This is a genomic window from Deinococcota bacterium (genome assembly GCA_030858465.1).
GTDB lineage: Bacteria > Deinococcota > Deinococci > Deinococcales > Trueperaceae > JALZLY01.
Genome location: JALZLY010000151.1, coordinates 1 through 19,116 on the forward strand (window position 1 = coordinate 1; position 19,116 = coordinate 19,116).

17 protein-coding genes are annotated in these 19,116 nt (G+C 64.7%); 3 read left to right on the forward strand and 14 right to left on the reverse strand.

What is annotated here, in order from left to right:
- Positions 1 to 303: FGGY-family carbohydrate kinase (locus tag M3498_07085; GenBank protein MDQ3459047.1), on the forward strand; the 303-nt coding region annotated here is incomplete at its 5' end.
- A gap of 139 nt (positions 304 to 442) precedes the next feature.
- Positions 443 to 619, forward strand: coding sequence for a hypothetical protein (locus M3498_07090; GenBank protein ID MDQ3459048.1), 177 nt, complete (start codon positions 443 to 445; stop codon positions 617 to 619).
- A gap of 237 nt (positions 620 to 856) precedes the next feature.
- Here the strand turns inward: M3498_07090 and M3498_07095 are convergent, their stop codons facing one another.
- The 3 genes from M3498_07095 to M3498_07105 form a co-directional block, all read right to left on the reverse strand.
- The gene (locus M3498_07095; GenBank protein MDQ3459049.1) at positions 857 to 1,252 is read right to left on the reverse strand and encodes a rhodanese-like domain-containing protein; all 396 of its coding nucleotides are present in this window, start codon (positions 1,250 to 1,252) and stop codon (positions 857 to 859) included.
- Between the two features lie 312 nt (positions 1,253 to 1,564).
- Entirely contained in the window at positions 1,565 to 3,121 is a 1,557-nt protein-coding gene (locus M3498_07100) for a Tol biopolymer transporter periplasmic protein (protein ID MDQ3459050.1), read from the reverse strand.
- Between the two features lie 84 nt (positions 3,122 to 3,205).
- Positions 3,206 to 4,669, reverse strand: a complete 1,464-nt coding sequence (locus tag M3498_07105; protein ID MDQ3459051.1) for a hypothetical protein — start codon at positions 4,667 to 4,669, stop codon at positions 3,206 to 3,208.
- 722 nt (positions 4,670 to 5,391) lie between these two features.
- Here M3498_07105 and M3498_07110 point away from each other — a divergent pair.
- On the forward strand, positions 5,392 to 7,794 hold the full coding sequence (locus M3498_07110; protein ID MDQ3459052.1) for a tetratricopeptide repeat protein: 2,403 nt from the start codon (positions 5,392 to 5,394) through the stop codon (positions 7,792 to 7,794).
- Between the two features lie 150 nt (positions 7,795 to 7,944).
- Here the strand turns inward: M3498_07110 and M3498_07115 are convergent, their stop codons facing one another.
- From M3498_07115 to M3498_07165, 11 genes are all read right to left on the reverse strand, one after another.
- On the reverse strand, positions 7,945 to 9,630 hold the full coding sequence (locus tag M3498_07115) for an acyl-CoA carboxylase subunit beta (GenBank protein MDQ3459053.1): 1,686 nt from the start codon (positions 9,628 to 9,630) through the stop codon (positions 7,945 to 7,947).
- Entirely contained in the window at positions 9,627 to 9,938 is a 312-nt protein-coding gene (locus tag M3498_07120) for a cupin domain-containing protein (protein MDQ3459054.1), read from the reverse strand. The genes M3498_07115 and M3498_07120 overlap by 4 nt, the downstream gene beginning before the upstream one ends.
- Before the next feature lie 486 nt (positions 9,939 to 10,424).
- Positions 10,425 to 11,036 carry a phosphoribosylanthranilate isomerase gene (locus tag M3498_07125; GenBank protein ID MDQ3459055.1) on the reverse strand — a complete coding sequence of 204 codons (612 nt, stop codon included), beginning with the start codon at positions 11,034 to 11,036 and terminating at the stop codon, positions 10,425 to 10,427.
- 210 nt (positions 11,037 to 11,246) lie between these two features.
- The gene (locus M3498_07130) at positions 11,247 to 11,807 is read right to left on the reverse strand and encodes a response regulator transcription factor (GenBank protein MDQ3459056.1); all 561 of its coding nucleotides are present in this window, start codon (positions 11,805 to 11,807) and stop codon (positions 11,247 to 11,249) included.
- A gap of 609 nt (positions 11,808 to 12,416) precedes the next feature.
- Entirely contained in the window at positions 12,417 to 12,755 is a 339-nt protein-coding gene (locus M3498_07135; GenBank protein MDQ3459057.1) for a YraN family protein, read from the reverse strand.
- A 70-nt stretch (positions 12,756 to 12,825) separates the two neighbouring features.
- Positions 12,826 to 13,194: a ribosome silencing factor gene (rsfS, locus tag M3498_07140; protein ID MDQ3459058.1), complete on the reverse strand. Its 369-nt coding sequence runs from the start codon at positions 13,192 to 13,194 to the stop codon at positions 12,826 to 12,828.
- A gap of 112 nt (positions 13,195 to 13,306) precedes the next feature.
- Positions 13,307 to 14,689, reverse strand: a complete 1,383-nt coding sequence (locus M3498_07145; protein MDQ3459059.1) for an LCP family protein — start codon at positions 14,687 to 14,689, stop codon at positions 13,307 to 13,309.
- 78 nt (positions 14,690 to 14,767) lie between these two features.
- Positions 14,768 to 15,355 (reverse strand): bis(5'-nucleosyl)-tetraphosphatase (symmetrical) YqeK, encoded by a 588-nt coding sequence (yqeK, locus tag M3498_07150; protein ID MDQ3459060.1) that lies wholly within the window; start codon positions 15,353 to 15,355, stop codon positions 14,768 to 14,770.
- Positions 15,348 to 15,926: a nicotinate-nucleotide adenylyltransferase gene (nadD, locus tag M3498_07155; protein ID MDQ3459061.1), complete on the reverse strand. Its 579-nt coding sequence runs from the start codon at positions 15,924 to 15,926 to the stop codon at positions 15,348 to 15,350. The genes yqeK and nadD overlap by 8 nt, the downstream gene beginning before the upstream one ends.
- A gap of 168 nt (positions 15,927 to 16,094) precedes the next feature.
- A complete protein-coding gene (locus M3498_07160) occupies positions 16,095 to 17,954 on the reverse strand; it encodes an amylo-alpha-1,6-glucosidase (protein ID MDQ3459062.1) in 1,860 nt (619 codons plus the stop codon).
- A 117-nt stretch (positions 17,955 to 18,071) separates the two neighbouring features.
- Positions 18,072 to 19,116 (reverse strand): carbohydrate ABC transporter permease (locus M3498_07165; protein ID MDQ3459063.1); only part of this gene is annotated, 1,045 nt, incomplete at its 5' end.

Genomic DNA, 19,116 nt, shown 5'->3' on the forward strand with positions numbered 1-19,116 from the left:
GTCGCCTACAGCCTGCGCGACGCGCTTACGGTGATGACGCCGCTCGCCGAGGCCAAGGAGCTCCTGGCGACGGGCGGCGGGGCGCGCTCCAAGTTCTGGTTGCAGATCGTCGCCGACGTGTTGGAAAAGCCCATCCTCGTGCCCGCCCACGACCGGGGCGCGGCCTACGGCGCGGCCCTCTTGGCCTGGCGCAACCAGGGCGAGGAGGGCGCCCGCGAGGTCGCGGTGAAAGGACGGCTCGAGCCCCAACCGCAAAAGGTCTACCAAGAGGGCTTCGCGCGCTACCGGGCGCAGCAACCCTGACCCCTTGGACGCCGCACCAGGTCACCCGTAAAACCTTATGTATGGTAAACTGGCTTTATGGCTGGCGCCGAACGTCAGAAAGTGACGCTCAACCTTCCCAGGGACATCGTGCGCGGCTACCGCCTCGAGGCTGCCCGGCGTGCACGATCAAACCGTGGTTGAGGAGGTGCTTCGGGACTACCTCGGCATCGACGCGCTTCAAAGGCTGCAAGCCTCGTTCGCTCACTTAAACCTCAGCCTGGAAGAGACCGAGCGCCTGGCGGTGGCGGAGGCTCGAGCGGTGAGGCGCGAGGGAGCCCCCGATCGCGCGCCCTGACCGCCTGTGAGGGTGGTCCTGGATACGAGCGTGTTCGTTGCGGCGGTGCTTTCGGCTCGAGGCGGCTCGGCCAGGCTGCTCGAGCTCTGGCTCGAGGAGGCGCGCCTTACCTCAAGAGCCGACACCACTCGGGCACGACCGTGAGGCGACAGAGAGCAGCTTTGCAAGAGGCTAGCTGTGAGAGCAGCAAAAAACGAAGATTGATTTGGCGCAGGTGCACGAACTGGCGCGGAGGATTTAGAGCTTTTCCACCGGCTTCCCCTCTGCCTGCCATGCCTTGAAGCCTCCATCCATGTGCGCCACATCCGTATAACCCATCTCCTGTAGAGTAGCGGCGGCAAGGGCGGAGCGGCCTCCTGAGGCGCAGTGCAAGATGACGCGGCGTTCAGGTTGGAGGGCGGCGTTGTGGTAGGGAGTGCTGGGGTCGGCACGGAACTCCAGCATCCCGCGTGTAATGTGTACGGCACCGGGAATCATGCCGTCTTGCTCGCGCTCGGCAGCTTCTCGTAGGTCCACGAGAACTACGTCAGGACGTTGTAGCTCTTTCTCTACCTGGTCGGGCATGAGGTTCTCGATGCGCCCTTTGGCTTCTGCCACCATGTCTTTGGCGGCTTTGCGGAGTTCTTGCGCCATGGTTACTCCCCTCTGTGACGTGCAATGCGATTATGCTCTTGATATAGCACCATTGTCAAAGCAAGGCTCGGTGGTTGGGTGGACAGTCGTCTTCCTACACCAGCTCTCTGTGCCGTGCTCATACCACTACTTCCGCTCTTGAGTGGACGCCGACCTTGCCGTAGATGCCTAGCGATTTGGTTGCGCACCGTCGTTATGGTCGAGCGTCTTTGTGAAGTAGCCGGGCGGCCTCCATCATGGCGGAGGATAAAGGGAGCAGCGTGACTGGAGCGTGACAGAAGGCAGGCGCACGCTTGCTCCGACTTCCCAGGTCTAGCGGCTCCAGGCAGGGGCGTAGGCGTTTTCGACCAGCAAGCCCAGGCCGCTGCCGTCGCGGTTGACGAGCCACAGGTCGGGCTCGAGCAGCCCGGCCCCGAACTCGGTCAAGTCGGCGGCCCGCTCGAAGACGAAGCGCTGGCCGTCGCCCGAGACGCTCACCTGCCCGGTGAAGTCGCCCACAAACGAGGTGACCCTCGTCGCCTCGCCGCTGGCGAAATCGTAGACGAAGAGGTCGCTGCTCCGGTCCTCGCCGAAGTAATCGCCCTCGGTGACCGAATAGACGAAGCCCGAGCCGTCGGGAAGCCAGGCCAGGCCGAACAGCGCCTCGAACGACTCGAAGCTCAGCAGGGCTTCGCCCGCGTCGCTGCTGCCTTCGCGGACGAGGTAGACGCCGCTTTCGTCGAAGGACTTGCTGTAGAGCAACTGGTCGGCGGTCGCTGGCGTCGGTCCCCAGGCCAGGAAACCGACGTAGCCGCCCGGCCTCACCTCTTCGGCCAGGAGCGAGCTGCCGAACTCCAGGGGCTCAGGCTGGGCGGGCAGTTGCCACAGCGAAATGCCGTTGAGCAGGTGGCCTATCCTCGAGCCGTCCCTGCTCCAGGTCGGCGAGTACACCTCCCAGGAGGCGCTCGGCACGTAGACCTCTGTAGCCTGGGTGGTGACCGTGCCGCCGGCGATCACGTCCACGACCGTGGAGAAAGCCAGCTCGCGGTAGCTGCCGTAAACGATCATCGCTATTTGCAGCCCATCCTCGCCGTCGCCGAAGTCCGCGACGTTCTCGAAGGTGACCATGCCGGTGCCGAAGGGCGGCAGGTTGACAGGCTGGAGGCTGGGCGCGCCCTGGAAGTAGAGAAAGCCCGAGAAGGAGTCGAGGCTCGAGTTCCGGACCGGGACCTTGACGGTGCCCTTGGGGTAGTCGGCCAAATCGGCGCAGGCGGGGGCCTGGGTGACGCGGCGGTAGTCGGTGCCGTCCGCGTCCAGGGCGAAGAGGTCCGACTGGTAGAGCGAGCACCAGTTCTCGTGGGTGCTGACGAAGGCGAGTTCGGTGGCGTCCCCTTTCCAGCTCATGTTCCAGACCTCGTAGATGCCTTCGGGGTCGTCCAGGCCGTGCGCCCAGAGACGGCGGTCGTTGGTGCCGTCCGGGTCGATCAGGCGGATTTCGTCGCCGTTGCCCGAAGCGTAGGCGATGGTGTCGTGCAGGGGCTCGGCTTCGTCGCCGTTGCCACCGCCGTCGACCGTGACTTTGGTTGTATCAGTGGCGTCGCCCGCCGCGTTGCTGGCGGTCAGCGTGTACTCGGTGGTCTGCGTGGGGCTGACCGCGCGGCTCGAGCCCGTCACCGTACCGACGTCCGGCGCGAGGCTGAGGCTGGTCGCCCCCGTGACCTGCCAGGAGAGCGTGCTCGCTTGGCCAGGCGCGATGGTGGTGGGCTCGGCCCGGAAGCTGCCGATGACGGGCTTTTCGCCGCCCCCTCCCGGCGCGGGCTGGCTGTTACAGCCCGCGCCGGAGAGGACGAGCAAGACCACGGGGATGAATCTGGTGACGAATCGGTGCATGGTTTCCTTTCGAGAACCTTACGGCGTTGCCAATCCCCAGACAAAGGCGTGGCTCTGGAGCCAGCCTCCAGGGCCACGCGCTGGTTATTCCCCGGCGACCGTGAAGCTCTGCATCATGCCGAGCATGAAATGCGGCTGTCCGGTGGCCTCGCCCAGGTGGTCGGGCATGAAGCAGATGGCGACGTACTCGCCGGGGCTCAGCTCGAGGTCTACGTAGTTGCTCTGGCCCGAACTCATGATGCCGACGCCGCCCGCCTCGTCAGCCGCCGGTTCGCCCTCGCCTTCGGTCTCCATCCAGGCCATGAAGTCGTCCATCGTCTTGCCGTCTTGGAGCCGGAACAGAACCATGTGATGCAGTTGCTGGCCGCTGTTGACGACCTGCCAGGTCTGCTCGCCCGCTTGAATATCCGGCGGCAAGGCGAAGGCGAAGTCCACCATCTGCACGGTCTGGTCGGCCTGGGGTGCTTCGGCTTGGGGTTCGCCTGAGACGCTCAACGTCTGGTAGACGTGCTCGGGCAGGCCCTCTTCGCTGTCGGGGGTGCTTTCCACGAGATACTCGCCCTCTTCCAGCACCACGCCGAAGCTACCGCTGCCTCCGGGCTCGGCGAAGGTCTCGCCCAGCACGTCCGCCAGTTCGAGCACGGCATTGATGGCGCTCGGGGCGTCTCCCCCCTCTTCGGCGAAGGTCTGGTCGACGACCCTGACGGCCTCTTGGAACGCCTCTAGAGACGCCCCCTCCTTGAGGCGGAACAGCGTCAGGTTGCGCCCGCCCTCGCCGTCGTTCTCGAGCGTGAACACGGTGTAGCCCGGCGCGCCCTCTTCGGGAAGGCCCTCGCCCTCGTTGCTGGCGGTCCAAATGACCTCCGGTGCCTCGCCCTCGCCTTCAGGCATCTCGGGCATGGCCGCGAAAAACCAGCCCGCGCCCCCTGGCGCCTCGCCCACGGTCGTCTCGAAGGCGCTCGGGGCGCCGTCCGTCACTTCGGTCACGCTCGAGACGAGGGTGTTCCAGCCCCTCTGCAAGTCGATGTCGATGGCCTCGGTCTCGCCTTCGCGCACGCAGCTTCCCCGGATGGTGACGGGTTCGGTGGCGTAGGCGTAAAAGACCGCGTAGTTGCCCACTTGCATCCCCTGCTCGAGCGCGACCGCTTCAGACGAGGCGCTCATGACGAAGCCCACCGGGCTCTCGTCCTCGTAGACCAGTAAGCCGAAGACCCCCGCGCCCATGAAACTCTCGGGCTCGAGGCTGAGGCCCTCCGGGGCTTCCGGGCAGATTTCCGCGGCGTCTAAAGGCGTGAGCAGTTCCGCGGGCACCTCGGCAGGCAGGACCAGTTCGAAGCTGCCGTCCTCATCGATGGTCGTCTCGGCGATGGCGCCAAGCGGAGTATCTTCCGTGAACGACTCCGCCGCGAGCCGCGCCTCGCCGCCGTCCCAGTTGGCGACTTGCCCCGACAACACCGGCCCGCCCGCCTGTGCGGCGGCAAAGGGCACCACCAGGATAGCGGCACAGGCAACCGCCGCGACGAACCTTGCTACTTTGTTTTTTCTCATCGTTAGCTCCTTTATAAAATGGGGTTTAATGACTGACTCCCGGCTTCTTTTGCTCATCTACCCAACGTTACCCAAGCCCTCACCACCTTTCTCAATCCCTTTCAAGCCAAGGATGCCCGAGGGGGCGTTAACGAGGCGTTAACAAGGCTTGGGCCGGCGTCGAGGCGCTATAATGAGTCATGGTCTTGCGCACCTTGGGTGGTCTGGAGCTCGAGGGGTCTGACTTTCGTAGGCCCAAACCGCTGCTCTTGCTGGTCTACCTGGCCCTCGAGGGCGCCAAGGACAGGCGCTTTTTAAGCGAGCTCTTCTGGCCCGCTGCGGCCCAGCCGATGACCAGCCTGCGCGTCGCGCTCAACCAACTCCGTCAGGGTGCTCCAGAGGCGCTCGAGGCCGGCGATGTCCGGGTCAAGGCAACGGTTCAAGCCGACGCCGCCACCTTGCTGAGGACGCTGGAAAACGGCGAACTGGCGGAGGCCGCCGACCTCTATAAAGGCCCTTTTCTGGAGGGCTTTTACCTCTCCGATTGGGGTGCTGAACTCGAGGAGTGGGTCTACAGCACCCGCGAGTTCTTGGCCGAGAGGGTTAGAGAAGCGCTCCTCAGACTGGCCGAAGGAGAAGCTGCCGCGGGCGAGTTCAAGACCGCCGCCAAGCGGGCGGAGGGAGCTTATACCCTCCCCGGCGCTCCCGAGCCCGGACCGGAAGAACTCAGGCGCCTCTACCGCTTGCTGGTTGCCGGAGGGAGTCTGCGCGCCAGCGACCTGCAAAAAGAGGCCAAGGGCTACGACATTCGCCTGAATATCGGCCGCGACGAAGCGAAAGCACGCCTTTATACAAGCCAAAAAATGGGCGAACGCGCACTTCCCACGCCAAACAACCTGCCCGTGCGCAACACCTCGTTTGTCGGCCGCGACCCCGAGCTTATCGAGCTGGCAAAACTCCTCTTATCGGAGACCAAACTCATCACCCTCACCGGCATAGGCGGGGTGGGCAAAACGCGCTTAGCCGTCCAAGCCGCTTACGAGCAACTTAAGACAGGCGTCAGAAGTCAGGCGTCAGGTGAACCTCCCCTAGCCCCCCCTGTTAGGGGGGGTGCCGAAGGCGGGGGGGTTTCCTTCCCGGACGGCATCTACTTTGTCGCCTTAGACGCCTTGAGCGAGGTAAGCCTCATCCCCTCGACGATTGCAGCCGCGCTCGAGATCAAACTGCCGGGGAGGGACGAAGCGCTTAAAGAGCTCATCCGCAGCCTCAAAGATAAACGGCTGCTGCTGATTCTCGACAACTATGAACACCTTGTAAGTGGCGCGACCGTCGCCTCGGAACTCGTTACCCACTGCCCCCAGCTCACCCTGCTCATCACCTCGCGCGAACGGCTTAATCTCGAGGGAGAGCAAGTCTTCCTCCTGGAGGGCCTGCCCTTTTTCAGCCACGCCATCACCCTTGAAGATGCGCGCTACCAAGACAGCGTCAAGCTCTTTCTCCAACGGGCTAAACGCGCCCGGCTCGACTTTGTGCTGACGCCTGAGAATCTGCCCCACATCCTTGACGTGTGCAGGCTCCTTCAGGGTTCTCCTCTAGGCATCGAGCTGGCCGCCGCCTGGGTGAGGATGTTGTCGCCTGCTGACATTGCTAAAGAGATTGCACAGAACTTGGACTTCCTCACCGCTGGTGCGCGCAACGTTCACGAAAGGCACCACAGCCTGCGCGCCACCTTTGAGCACTCCTGGAAGCTCCTCACGCCCAAAGAGCAAGAGGTGCTGAGAAAGCTTTCGGTCTTCGTGGGCGGCTTTACCAGGGAGGCTGCCTCGCAGGTGGCGGGCTCCTCCATCCCACTGCTCGCCTCACTGGTTGACAAGTCCTTACTCCGCGTTCTTCCGAGCAGTCGCTATGACCGCCATCCGCTGCTCTACGGCTACACGCAGGAGAAGCTGGCAAAACATCCCGAAGAGCAGGTAGAGACTCGAGCCAGACACGCCGCCTACTTTTTGGCGCTCGCCGAGGAGGCCGAGCCGCAGCTTAGGGGTGCGGAGCAAGCCCTGTGGCTGGAGCGCTTGGAGGTGGAACATGACAACTTGCGCTCAGCACTGCGTCATGCAAAGGAGAGTGACAAGTTGCGCTCGGTCGGGGCGCTCTGGTGGTTCTGGTACGTGCGTGGTCATCTGAGCGAGGGGCGCGCATGGTTGACGAAAGTACTGTCAGCACCCGAGCTCGCCGAGCCCACCTCCGAGCGCGCCGTGGCGCTTAGTGGGGCGGGAGTGCTGGCATCTTTTCAAGGCGACTACGTTTCGGCACAAGCTTTCCACGAAGAGAGCTTGGCGATACGGCGCAAACTGAACTCCAGCCAGGGCATCGCCGACTCGCTTCACAATCTGGCAATCGTGGTGAGGATGCGGGGTGATTACGCCAAGGCAAGAGCACTGACTGAAGAGAGCCTGGCGATCAGGCGAGCTTTAGGGAACAAGTCGGTCATCGCCGCTTCCCTCAACAACTTGGGAAATATCGCTGCCTTGCAAGGCGACTACGCTGCGGCGAGGACCTTGTACGCGGAGTGTCTAGCCTTGAGGCAGGCGTTGGGAGATGAGCGGGGCGTCGCTTTGCTGCTCAATAACTTAGGGCTTGTGACCGAGCAGCAGGGTGACAACGCTGCGGCAAGGGTACTCTTTGAAAAGAGCCTGACAAGCTTTCGAAAGTTGGGGTCGAAACAGAGCCTGCTTGAACCCCTCAACAATTTGGGACGGATTGTGAGAAAGCAGGGCGATTATGCGCTTGCACCACCGCTATTTTATGAGAGCTTAACCATCGGACAAGAGATCGATGCAAAGCCCGATATGGCGGAGGCCTTAAAGGAGGTAGCGGGTCTTGCAGCGGCGCAAGGTGAGTTCAAGCGGGCGGCGCGTCTTTGGGGGGTGGCAGAGGCGCTTCGCGAAGCCATCGGCGCCCCTTTGCCGCCTGACGAGCGCCCCGACTACGAACGCGAGGTGGCTCATGTTCGTGCCCAGTTGGATGAAGCTGCGTTTAAAGCGGCGTGGCAAGAGGGGCGGGTCATGACTTTAGAGGAAGCCGTAGCCTTTGCGCTTGCCTCGCCTGACATCACGCCTGCGGTGGATGATCTCACGCGCTCCGGTTAACGAGCGCTCGCTTCCGAGATGAGACTGGCACCGGTCCCGCCCAGATTCGAGCTGACGCGTTACTGCTCACTGAACGATGCGCCTCGATGAACTTGGGACGAAAGGGCACGGTCCCTTAACCCCTTTTGAGGTAAAATGAGCATTTCCTTCTCACACCTGGAAAACACCCAGCTTGAGCTCGTCCATGTGCGGGTTCTGGGCGCAGGCTTCGAGCGCCCTGATCAGCCTGTCCCTGGTTTCGAGCGGCAGGATGATCTCGTCCACCCAGAGCCGGGCCGCCGCGTAGCGGATGTCCAAGGCCTGCTCGTAGTCGGCCTTGATCTTTTCATGAAGCGCCGCTATGGCCTCGTCGTCCGGCTTGTGGCCGCTGCGCGCGAGTTGCGCCGCCTGGATGTCGAGAATGGTCTTGGCCGCCTGCTGCCCGCCCATCACGCTGTAGCGCGCGCTCGGCCAAGCGAAGATGAAGCGGGGAGCGAAGGCCTTGCCGCTCATGGCGTAGTGGCCGGCGCCGTAAGAGCCGCCCAGGATCACGCTGAGGCGCGGCACCACGCTGTTACTGACCGCGTTGACCATCTTGGCGCCGCGGCGGATGATGCCGTCATGTTCGCTGTCGCGTCCCACCATAAAGCCGTTGACGTCGTGGAGAAAGACGAGGGGGATGGCGGCCTGGTTGCAGTTGAGGATGAATCTGGCGGCCTTGTCGGCGGCCTCGGCGTAGATGACCCCGCCCACCTCGAGCTTGCCCCGGTTCTTGCTAACCGTCTTCTGGTTGGCGACGATGCCGACGGCGTAGCCGCCCAGCCGCGCCGTGCCGCAGACGATGGTCTGGCCGTACTTGGCCTTGTACTCGCCGAACTCCGAGGCGTCGATGAGGCGGCCGATCACCTCGCGCACGTCGTAGGGCCGGCTGCCGCCTTGGGTCGGCACCAAGCCGTGCAGCTCCGCCATGTCGAGGACTGGCTCTCGGCTCTCCTGGCGCCCCTGGGCCCAGGGCGCGAGCGCAGGCGGCGCGTAGGTCGCAGCGAGGTTGCGGACGCGCGCCAGCGCCGCCCTATCGTCCGGCTCGTGGTAGTCCACGGTGCCGGCGATCTCGGCGTGCATCTTGGCGCCGCCCAGCTCTTCGCTCGACACGTCCTGACCGATGGCGGCCTTGACCAGCGCCGGCCCGGCCAGATAGAGGCCCGAGCCCTCGGTCATGACCAGGGTGTCGCACATGACCGGCAGGTAGGCCCCGCCCGCCACGCAGTTGCCCATGATGGCGGCGATCTGAGGAATGCCCGCCGCGCTCATCCGGGCGTTTAAGTAAAAGACCCGGCCGAAGTCGTCCTGGTCGGGGAAGATCTCGTCCTGCATGGGCAGGTAGACGCCCGCCGAGTCCACCAGGTAGATGACGGGCAGGCGGTTCTCCATAGCGATCGTCTGCGCGCGGATCACCTTTTTGGCGGTGATGGGGAAAAAGGCGCCCGCCTTGACGGTGGCGTCGTTGGCGATGACCATCCAGTCGCGGCCGTGAACCCGGCCGATGCCGGTCACCACACCGCCGCTCACCACGCCGCCACTCACCGGGCCGCCCACCTCCGGGTACATGCCGTAGCCGGCGAAGCGCATGAGCTCGTCGAGAGGGCTGCCCGCGTCGAGCAGCATAGCGATACGCTCGCGCACCACCAGCCGGTCCTTGTCGTGCTGGCGCCTGATGGCCTTGTCGCCGCCGCCCTTGGCGACCTCGGCCCGGTCGGCCTCGAGCGCCCCCGCCAGCGCCTGCCAGCCCTTCTTGTTGGCGTGATAGGGCGCCCTGCGGCGGTCCTCCAGCGTCAGCTTGCTCTTCAGCGCGTTCATCCCTGGGCGCGGGTCGTCGCCATGACCACCAGCAGGCCGCCCCCGGCGTTCTCGAGCACGTGCGCGGTGCCCGCCGGCATCCTGAGCAACTTTCCCTTGCCCAGCCGTTCGGTCTCGCCGCCCACGCGCACCAAGACCTCGCCCTCCAGGACCTGATAGACGCTGTCGTGCGCCTCCTGGCTCTGCTCGTCGCGCTGCCCCGCCTCGAAGCAGATGAGGGTGACCTCGAGGTCGCCTTGCAGCAGGCTTTGCTTGCTGACGTTCTTGAGCGAAAACTGCCGCCCCTGGCTGATCTTGACGATGTCCACTATAACCTCCGCAGGCTTAGGAGTCTCTGGGTGAAGATACCCTCACCCAAGAGTCTACGACAAGGCCGCGTGGCAGAACCAAGGCAGGGCGCTCGAACCCCACCCCTGCGCTCGAGACACGGCAGGGCGCTCGAAACACGGCGGGCGTCCACGGCGCAAGGGGCCACGGGTGTTCGTCCGCTCGCCCTTGACCCCACCCTCATCCCAAGGGGGAGGCGCAAGCAGGCCGGTTTTTGGCCTTCCGCGCGTCCCTTTCGGTGCTGACGCTATTCACAGCCCCACGCGCCTCCTGTGGATAACTCTGCCCACTTGACAGCGGAGGTTGAAATCTGTTAAGGGTGAACTATTTAACGTAAGTCGATAATGTGCGTCCAGGACGGGGATTTGTTGCTTGCGCCCACCTGGACCGCTGAGGACGCGCTTATCCACAGTTATCCACAGGCCTGTGGATAACTGTGGCTTGTTGTGGATAACTGCTGTGGATAACTAGGGGGACAGCCAGGCGGCTCGCGCCGCACGTACAAACTCTTGTACCCGCTCCTCGTCCTTGATGCCGGGACTTGACTCGACCCCGGAGGCGACATCTACGGCGTAGGGCCGCAAGCTGCGGATTCCCGCCGCCACGTTCTGGGACGTCAGCCCGCCGGCGAGGATGAGGCGGGGAAACTCCCTGAGCCCCGCCGCCCACTCCCAGTCGAAAGGCTCGCCCGAGCCGGGCAGCAGCCCGTCGACGAGCAGCGCCTGCGCCGGAAAGTCCCGCCAGGCGGCCGCGTCGAAGCCGGGGCCGACCGCGACGGCCTTGATGACGGGGACGCGCGCCATCAGGTTTTCCGCGTAGGCGGCGTCCTCCTTGCCGTGAAGCTGCACCGCCTGGAGGCCCGCCGCCTCGACCGCCGCCTCGACAAGCTCGAGCGGCGCATTCACGAAGACGCCCACGCGCACGGTGAAAGGCCCCAAGGCGGCGCCGATGGCGGCAGCCTGCTCGAGCCCCACCCTTCTCTTGGAGTTGGCAAAGATGAGACCGATGGCGTCCGCCCCGGCCCTTTCGGCGCTGAGGGCGTCCTCGGCACGGGTGATGCCGCAGATCTTGATGCGCAAGACAGGCTTCCTTTCCACACTACGGCCACACTACGGCAGGGCTAGCATCAGCGGCTCGGCGACCGGGGAAGTCTCCACAAGCACGAGGAGGCTGTCTCCTCCGTCACCTTCCGTCATTTTGCACTCCTGCCCCTTGACCTGAACCTCTTGGCGGCGACTACCCCGCCCTCTATCCCGTTACTCCTCTGTCACTCCTCTGTCACTCCTCTGTCATTCCTCGAAGGCTTTGCGGTTGTTGAAGTGCATCACCAGGTCCATGCGGTTTTTGGCGCCCAGCTTCTCGAGCAGACCCGAGACGTAGACCTTGACCGTCTTTTCGGAGATGCCCAGGCGCTGGGCGATCTGCTTGTTCGAAAGCCCCATCACTAAGAGGCTGAAGGCCTGGTTTTCGCGGGCGGTCAGGGTCGGCGTGCGCGCCCGCATCACCAGGCTGCTCATCAGGCTGCGCTCCGCCCAGATCTCGCCGCTTAAGACCACCTCGACGGCCCGTTTCAGGTCGTCGACGCTCTCCTCGCCGCTCAGGTAGCCCCTGTAGCCGATGCCCAAGACGATGATCTTGTCGGACTTCGAGCCGTCGATGAGGGCGAGGGTGGGTGTCTCGGGCGGCATTGGGAAGGGCGCCTTGAAACCGCGCAAGTCCCAGATCGCCAGAGCGGTTCCCTCCAGAGGGGTGCTGCCGGTATGAACCTTGAAGCCCTCCACCCTCTCGAGCAAGGTCGCCAAGGCGTCGCCGATCAGGCGGGATTTCGAGTTGATCCAGATTTTCGTCATAAGATGGTCCGGTGGTAAATAATAAGAGCCCTCCAGGCCTGCAGTCAGGTACAGCCTAAGCTTGCTGGTCATCGTAGTCTATAAAAAAAGTCAAGGTTTCGGGGCGACTCGCCGCCGTAGGGCTTGTCCTGCATTTATCGCTGCATTTATCGCCGCGTCTAAGTGTACCGGCCGTCAGCCCAGCCCGCGAACGACGAGCGAGATGATCCAGGTGTGGGTTGTGCGCCGCGCAGGCGCCGCCGGCCCTGGCGGCAAGCAAAGCCGACACGCCCGGCCTTGGCGCCGCCCTCGAGACGCGGCCACAAAGCGACGCCGGCCACAGCGGCCACGCTGCCGGCGTCGAGTCCTCCATTTTCCTACGCTCTGCCTCCACCATTTCCTCTCCTCATCGTCTTACAGTTTAGACGCTGGCCTGCGGGCTGGCTAGCGACTTTCATCATCCCGGACTAGGACTTTGGTCCTAAGACTTTTTCTCGAAAGGTCTTAAGCCTCTTGGCTCGGCGGCGTCCTGGTGACCAGAGCTGGAAGCCGGCGCCGGACGGGAGAGGCCGTAACGGGAGAGGCCATGACGCCAAGTATGGCACGCGCGGGTCCGGCGTCAGCAGTGTGTCAGAAGATAGCCTCGAGGTGCTCGAGCCGGTAGTCGCCTTTCTTGCCGGAGAGCAAGACGGCGTCGAAGCGTAGCGGCACGTCGTCGCGCCCGTAGTGCTTCATGACAAAGGTCAGGGCCGCTCGGCGCAGGCGCGCCTGCTTGGCCGGGCCGATACTCTCGGCGGCGCTGCCGTAGCGGTCCGTTCTGCGCTGCCTGACCTCGACGAAGACGAGCAGGTCGCCGTGCCGGGCGACCAGGTCGAGTTCGGCCCCGCGCACGTGGTAGTTCTGCGCCAGAATGCGGTAACCCCTCGTCTCGAGGTAGCTCTTGGCGACCCCTTCGGACCAGTGCCTCATGAGGGCGGGGTCGGGATTTGGGGTCGGGGGGTCGGCAAGAACCCATCACCCCGACCTCCGACCCCTGACCCTAACCTGGTTGGACCTCGAGCCGCTTTGCGTCCGCCCACAGGCCCTCGAGGTCGTAGAAGTCGCGGGCTTCGGAGCTCATCACGTGGACGACTACGTGGTAGAAGTCGATGAGAATCCAGCGCGTGGACGGCCCTTCGACGCTGCGCAGCGGCAGGACGCCCTTGAGCCCTTCGCGGACGCCCTCCTCCATCGCCTTGAGCTGCAAGGACGAGCGGCCGGTCGCCACGATAAAGAAGTCGAGCGCGTCCGAAACCCCTGAAAGGTCTAGGACCACGATGTCCTCGGCGCGCTTGTCGTCGAGCGCGTCGACGATGCGTTGGACGTGGGCGAGCATGGTCTGGCGGTTGAGATCAGGGCTTTCGATCATGTCCTCCTAAGGGTCTCCAGGCTGAAGTCTCCAGGCTGAGCTTGCGTCCCGCTGTGGCTTCCTTACGAATGGCTAGGTGGGGTGGCCAGGTGGGGCTTTGACTAGCGAGCGATTACGGGCCACGGCTACTCGTTGTCCCTTCACGCCGGTTCGAGGTGAACGCGCTTGGCGCGAGACCCGGCGGGGCCAGCAGCCCGACCGCATCTTGGCCCAAGATGAGCTCGAGGCCGACCGGGGAGGGCTGCGAGCCCTGCTGTGAAGCCTGTTGCGGGCGGTTGATGCGGTAGACCTGGGCGCGCTGGACGTTCAGCATGTTGGCGTAAAAGGCCGCGTTCTGCCAGTCCTCACGCTCGGCCTGAACGCGCGTGGGCAGCGCATCGGGAAAGAGTTCCTGGGTAAGAATGCGCTCCTCGGGCACGCCAAAGGCGACCAGGCGGGCCTTGACCACATCCTCCAAGCCGGCCCAACCGCTGCGGTTGGAGATGACCAGGCTGGCCTCGGGCACAGCCTCCAACTGCCGCGCTTTGCCGCCGAAGGTCGCCGCCAAAAAGGCATCGACCTCCTCGGACTTGGCGAATTCGGTGGCGGTGCGCACCTGACCCAGCTTGGGGTCGTTGCGGTAGACCTCGGAGGAGTGGGTGGGCAGGGTGGCGGCGGCGATCTCTAAGCGGTTGCGGCGCTTGAGGAGTTCGCTGACGATGCCCGAGTCCGCGTTCGTCTCGACCTCATCGAAGAGGGTAGCGATCAGCTCGGGTAGCCCCACAAACGCGCGCAGCTCAAAGGCACGAAACTTGTCGAGCATAGCCATGCCGATCCGCTTGATGTTGTCGATGCGGCCATAGTCGCCGCCGGGACCCCAGCGGTAGCGGGCGAAGTCGGCGGCCTCGGCGCCCGTAAAGTGGTGCAGGCCCTCGTCAAAGTCTATGTGCAGGTCGGCGGCCGTGTCGGTATACCGCATGGGATAAGGGACATAGACCTCGACGCCGCCGACGGCGTCGACGAGCCGCTCGAAGAGATCGATGTTGACGATCGCGTAGTAGTCGACGGGCAGACCGATGATCTCGCTCACGGCGCGACGCAAGCCGTCGGGGCCAAGCCTGGCATAGCCCACCGTCTCGTTCACCTTGATCTGGTGCTGGGGAAGCCAGATGTCGCGGGGAATGCTGATCACGTAGACCCTGTTGCCGACGATCTGCACATAGAGAATGCTGTCGGTGCGGTTGCCGTAGCGCTTGCCTCGAGCGGGCGTGCGAAAGCCCAGCAGCCGACCGTCCCGGTAGATGGGGTCCTGAGCGGGGATATCGTACTCGATGTCGCGGCCCGCCACCACGAAGCTCGCCTGAAAGCTCTCGCCGCCCGGGTTGACGAGCGCGGCTTCGGCCTGACCGAGCGGCGCCGGGGCGGCCGGATCGGTGGCGTTCCAGTAGCCCCAGAGGCCGAAGGCGGCCACCACCAGGCCCAGAAGCTGGACGAGTCTAGTTGCGGTTAAAGCCACGCGCCTCCATGCGGCGATTATATACCAGCCCCGGCGGCCCCTTGAGCGAGGCGAGGAGCAAGGGCCGGGGCGCGGCGGCTAGGACACGGCATCAGGCGCGGCGTCATACAGCTCCCGGTGGACCTTCAAGGTGGAGGGGTGGACGGCCTTGCCCTGCGCGCGCAGGTAGCGCACCTTCGAATCGACCGCCCGGCCGTAGGCTTTGGCGAGGTCGCGCATGGCCAGTTCGCGGATGTCGGCGTTGACGCCGCGGCCCGGCTCGGACACGTCGGCGATGTAGACCGCCATGCCGATGCGGTTGTCGTGCGAGACGCCGAAGACATGACCCTCGACGGCGTCCAGGACGCGCAGGTCGCCGATGCCCCAGGACTCGGCCAAACGGCGGGCGGCGCGGCCGTGAACGGCCAAGGGGTGCTTCTGCTCGAGCGCGTTCTCGGGCGGCGCCAGCCGCAAGAGTTCCGCTTCGGAGAGGTCGCGGGCCGCGTCGTGCAAGACGGCAGCCAGCGCAGTGGCGCGGATGTCGCCCTCGCAAAAACCGTTGGCCCGGGCGATGGTCTCCGCCAGGATCGCCACGCGCACGATGTGCTCGAAGCGCGCGGGCGTCACCAGGCGCTTCACCCGCTCACAGTGCGGGCTGATGCTCGGCCTGCTGCAGGGACTATTCAGCGTAAAGATGGTGTTTGTCAAGGTAGCTCTCCACCGGCTCGGGGACGAGGTAGCGCACGCTTCGCCCCTCGCTGAGGCGCCGGCGCACCTCCGTGCTCGAAATGTCGATCTTCAGACGGTCCAGCAGCGTGACCTTGTCCCTATAGAACTCGGGCAAGCCGCTCAGCGCGTAGCCCGGCCGCGACACGGCCACCATCTTGACCGCCTCCAAAAGCTCCGGAGCGCGGTGCCAGGTCTCGATCTCGGCGTAGGCGTCCGCCCCCGTTATAAAAAAGAGTTTACCCCCTGGGTCACCCTCCCTCACCCGCATGACGGTGTCAAAGGTGTAGGAGGGCCCTGTGCGCCCCAACTCGAGGCGGCTCACCCGAAAGGCCGGGTGCGAGGCGGTCGCCAGGAGCGTCATGTTGAAGCGGTCTTCGGCGCTCGCGACGGCGGGCTTGTGCGGCGGCGTCTGGGCGGGGACGAACCAGAACTCGTCAAGGGCCAAGGCCTCGAGCGCCTCCTGCGCCGCCAGGAGGTGGCCCAAGTGCGGCGGGTCGAACCGTCCTCCGAAAAGACCCAGCCGCTTCACGCCCGGAGTCTACCCCCGCCGCCGGCCTGGCGGCGGAAGTTGGCTCACATATGGCCGCTTGTTGCTGGCCGCTTGTTGCTGCAGGACAGCTGTTGGGAGGGCGCCTGGCCGATCTTCACAGCTGCCAGCCTCGTCTCAGCAAGGACAGGATTCAAGCTGACCGCTCCTCTAACCCGGCGCCAGCCGCAAGAGGTAGAGCAGCGCGGCCGCGTCCCAGGCCTGCGGCCGGCAGGCGACGGGATAGGGCACCGGCGGCTCGTCCTGGCGCACGTAGCCCGCAACCAGCTCGGGCAGGCGCCTGTCGGCCTGGCTGGCCGCCAGGCTGTAGAGCGCCTCACAGAGCCTGGCCGCCTCCTGGTGAAAGCCGTAGCGAGCCATGCCGCCCGCTATAAGCGCGGTGTCGTGCGGCCACACCGAGCCGTTATGGTAGGAGACCGGGTTGTAGCGCCTTTCGCCGCTGCCCAGCGTGCGGACGCCCCAGCCCGAAAAGAGCGCGTCCGACATCAGCGTCTTGACGAGCCGGGGCGCGACCTCCTGGGGCACGACGCCCGTCCACAGGAGCTGGCCGGCGTCCGAGTTCAAGACCTCGAGCGGCCGCTTGTCGCCGTCTAGGGCCATCGCGTAGGTCTGCAGGTTCTCGAGCCAAAAGGCCCGGTGAAAGCGCGCCTGAAGGGTCTTGGCCCGTTCGCGCCAGGCCTCGGCGCGCACCGCGTCGCCGAGCGCCCCTGCGAAGTCCGCGGCGGCCATGAAGGCGGCATAGGTGTAGCCCTGCACCTCGCTCACCGCCAAGGCGCCCTGGGCGAGCGAGCCATCCTTGTGGCTCATCGAGTCATGCGAGTCCTTCCAGGACTGCACCGCCAAGCCCTTGCCCACCTCGGCGGGAGCGAACTCTAAAAAGCCGTCACCGTCAGCGTCGCCATCCTTTTCCAGCCAGGCGAGTGCCGCCTCCCAGCTGGGCTTTAGTTCCTCGACGAGCTCCAGCCTACCCGTGTGCTTCCAGGTTTCGTGCAAGAGCACGATAAAGAGCGGCGTGGCGTCGACGGTGCCGTAGTAGGGGCCGTGCGGCGTCCGGCCGAGGCGGGTCAGCTCGCCGTAGCGCCTCTCGTGCATGATCTTGCCCGGTGCCTCGGCGCGGAACGCGACGTAGCCCCGGCCCTGGTGCGCGGCCAGATAGCGCAAGGTCCCCTCGGCTACGTCGGGGCGCCAGGGCAGCATCATGATGGCCGTGAGCAGTGCGTCGCGGCCAAAGGCCGCCACGTACCAGGGGATACCCGCAGCGGGAAAAGGCCCGTGCTCGGTGACGATGAGCAGCGCCCGCAGATCGTCGATGGCCTGGTTGATCACCTCCTGGAAGAGCTGGTTTTTGAGCGTCAGGTTAAAGGCGTGGCGCCAGTCGTCGTAGGAAGGCAGCGCCGCGCCCGCCGGCTCGGCGCCCGTGTGGACAGTCGTGCGGACCTCGAGCACCCGGCTCTCCTTGGGCTCGAGCTCGAGGCGAAAGCGCAGCCCCCTCTCGTCTACGGCCTCGGGCGGAGGCGACGCGCGCAGCTCGGTCGTCACCACCAGGCCGTCCTTGGCTTCGTAGGCGAAGCGCAGGCCCTCCCCGTTTTCCCCGGCAATGTTCTCGCGGCGGACGGCGCCTCGCTCCAGCCTCATCCAACCGCGCGCCTCGAACATGTCCACGAAGTCGGCGGCCAGCTCGAGGGCGACCTCGACGGTCCGCGCTTCGCCGCTGCTGTTCTCGACCGTCAAGGTGTCCAGCATGAGGCGGGACTCGAGCTCGAGGCTGCGGCTGTAGCCGACGAGTTGCGACGGCCCTTCGATGCGCGCGTGGTGCGCGCGGAAGCGGTCGGGCCGGGGCGTAAAGGCGAGCAGCGCCTGGGTGCCCTCGCCCAGATCCCAGCGGTAGCGGCTTAAAAAGCGCGTGTCACGGCAGTAGAGGCCGTGCTCGCCGCCCACAATCTGCCCGCTCTCATCGGCCACCAGAAAGATGTCGTTTTCCTTCAAGACGCGGTTTTTGCTCGAGTCCATGACCTACCTGCTCAGGGTGGGATAGAAACGTCAACGCGGTAAATGTGACATGGGAGCTTTGAGCCCTTAGCTCTTAGCCCTTAGCTTTTGACTGATGACTAACAGCTAATGGCTCATTTACTCCTTGCCACCCCCGTAGGATACGCCCTCCAGAAAGTATTTCTGAAAGACCACGAAGAGGATGATGATGGGCAGCGCGCTCATGATCGCGCCAGCCAGGATAAGGCCCCAGTCCCCTGCCGCCCCGTAGATGGTGCGAAAGCTCAAGAGGCCGATGGGCAGAGTCTTGATGTCTTCGGGAGAGGTGAGCACGATGAACGGCCAGAAAAAGTCGTTCCAGGCACCCTGGAAGGTGAGGATGGTCAGGGCCCCTAGAGCGGGACGGGCCATCGGCAGGACGACGATGAAAAAGCGCTGCCACTGGGTGGTGCCGTCGATCATCGCCGCCTCTTCGACCTCGCGCGGAATCGACTCGAAAAACTGCTTCATGATAAAGACCGCACCCGCACCCACCAGACCCGAGATGATGACGCCGGTGAGGCTGTTGAGCAGCGTCGCCTGGCCCCACAACCTCGAGAGCCCCCAGATGCCGTCGCGAAGGACGAGGTAGTTGGAAATGAAGATGACCTGGCCGGGAATCATCTGCGCGACGAGGATGAGGATGAAGATGAGGTTCTTGCCAGGGAAGTGCAGTCGTGCCAAGGCGTAACCCGCCATCGAGGCGAACAGCAAGGTGGAGAGCACCTTGGCGGCGGCGATGATAAAGGAGTTGAGCGTCCATCTCAAGAACAGGCTCTGCCCCGTCGCGGCGCTGCGGGCCTCTTCGAAGGTGCGCCGGTAGTTGTTGAAGACGTAGCCGAGCACGCCAGGAGCGGCGTTGTCGTAACTCGCGACCCGGCCGCGGCGTTCGATGCGGCTTTCCGCGAGAGTGGAGCGGACGAAGACCTGACCGCTCGGCACCGTGACGTCGAGGGGCAGGCGCCGGACTCGAGGTCCGCTTCCTTCGTAGAGAATGTTGAAGCCATAGGTAACGAATTGGCCGGACACCTCCTGCCCACCAATACTGTAGCTGCCCTCCTCTCTAGAGGTTTCCTGTATCTCCGTGATGGTCGCATAGTCGGCCGCATAGTCGATGACCTGCCTCGCGCCAAGACCAGCGCCG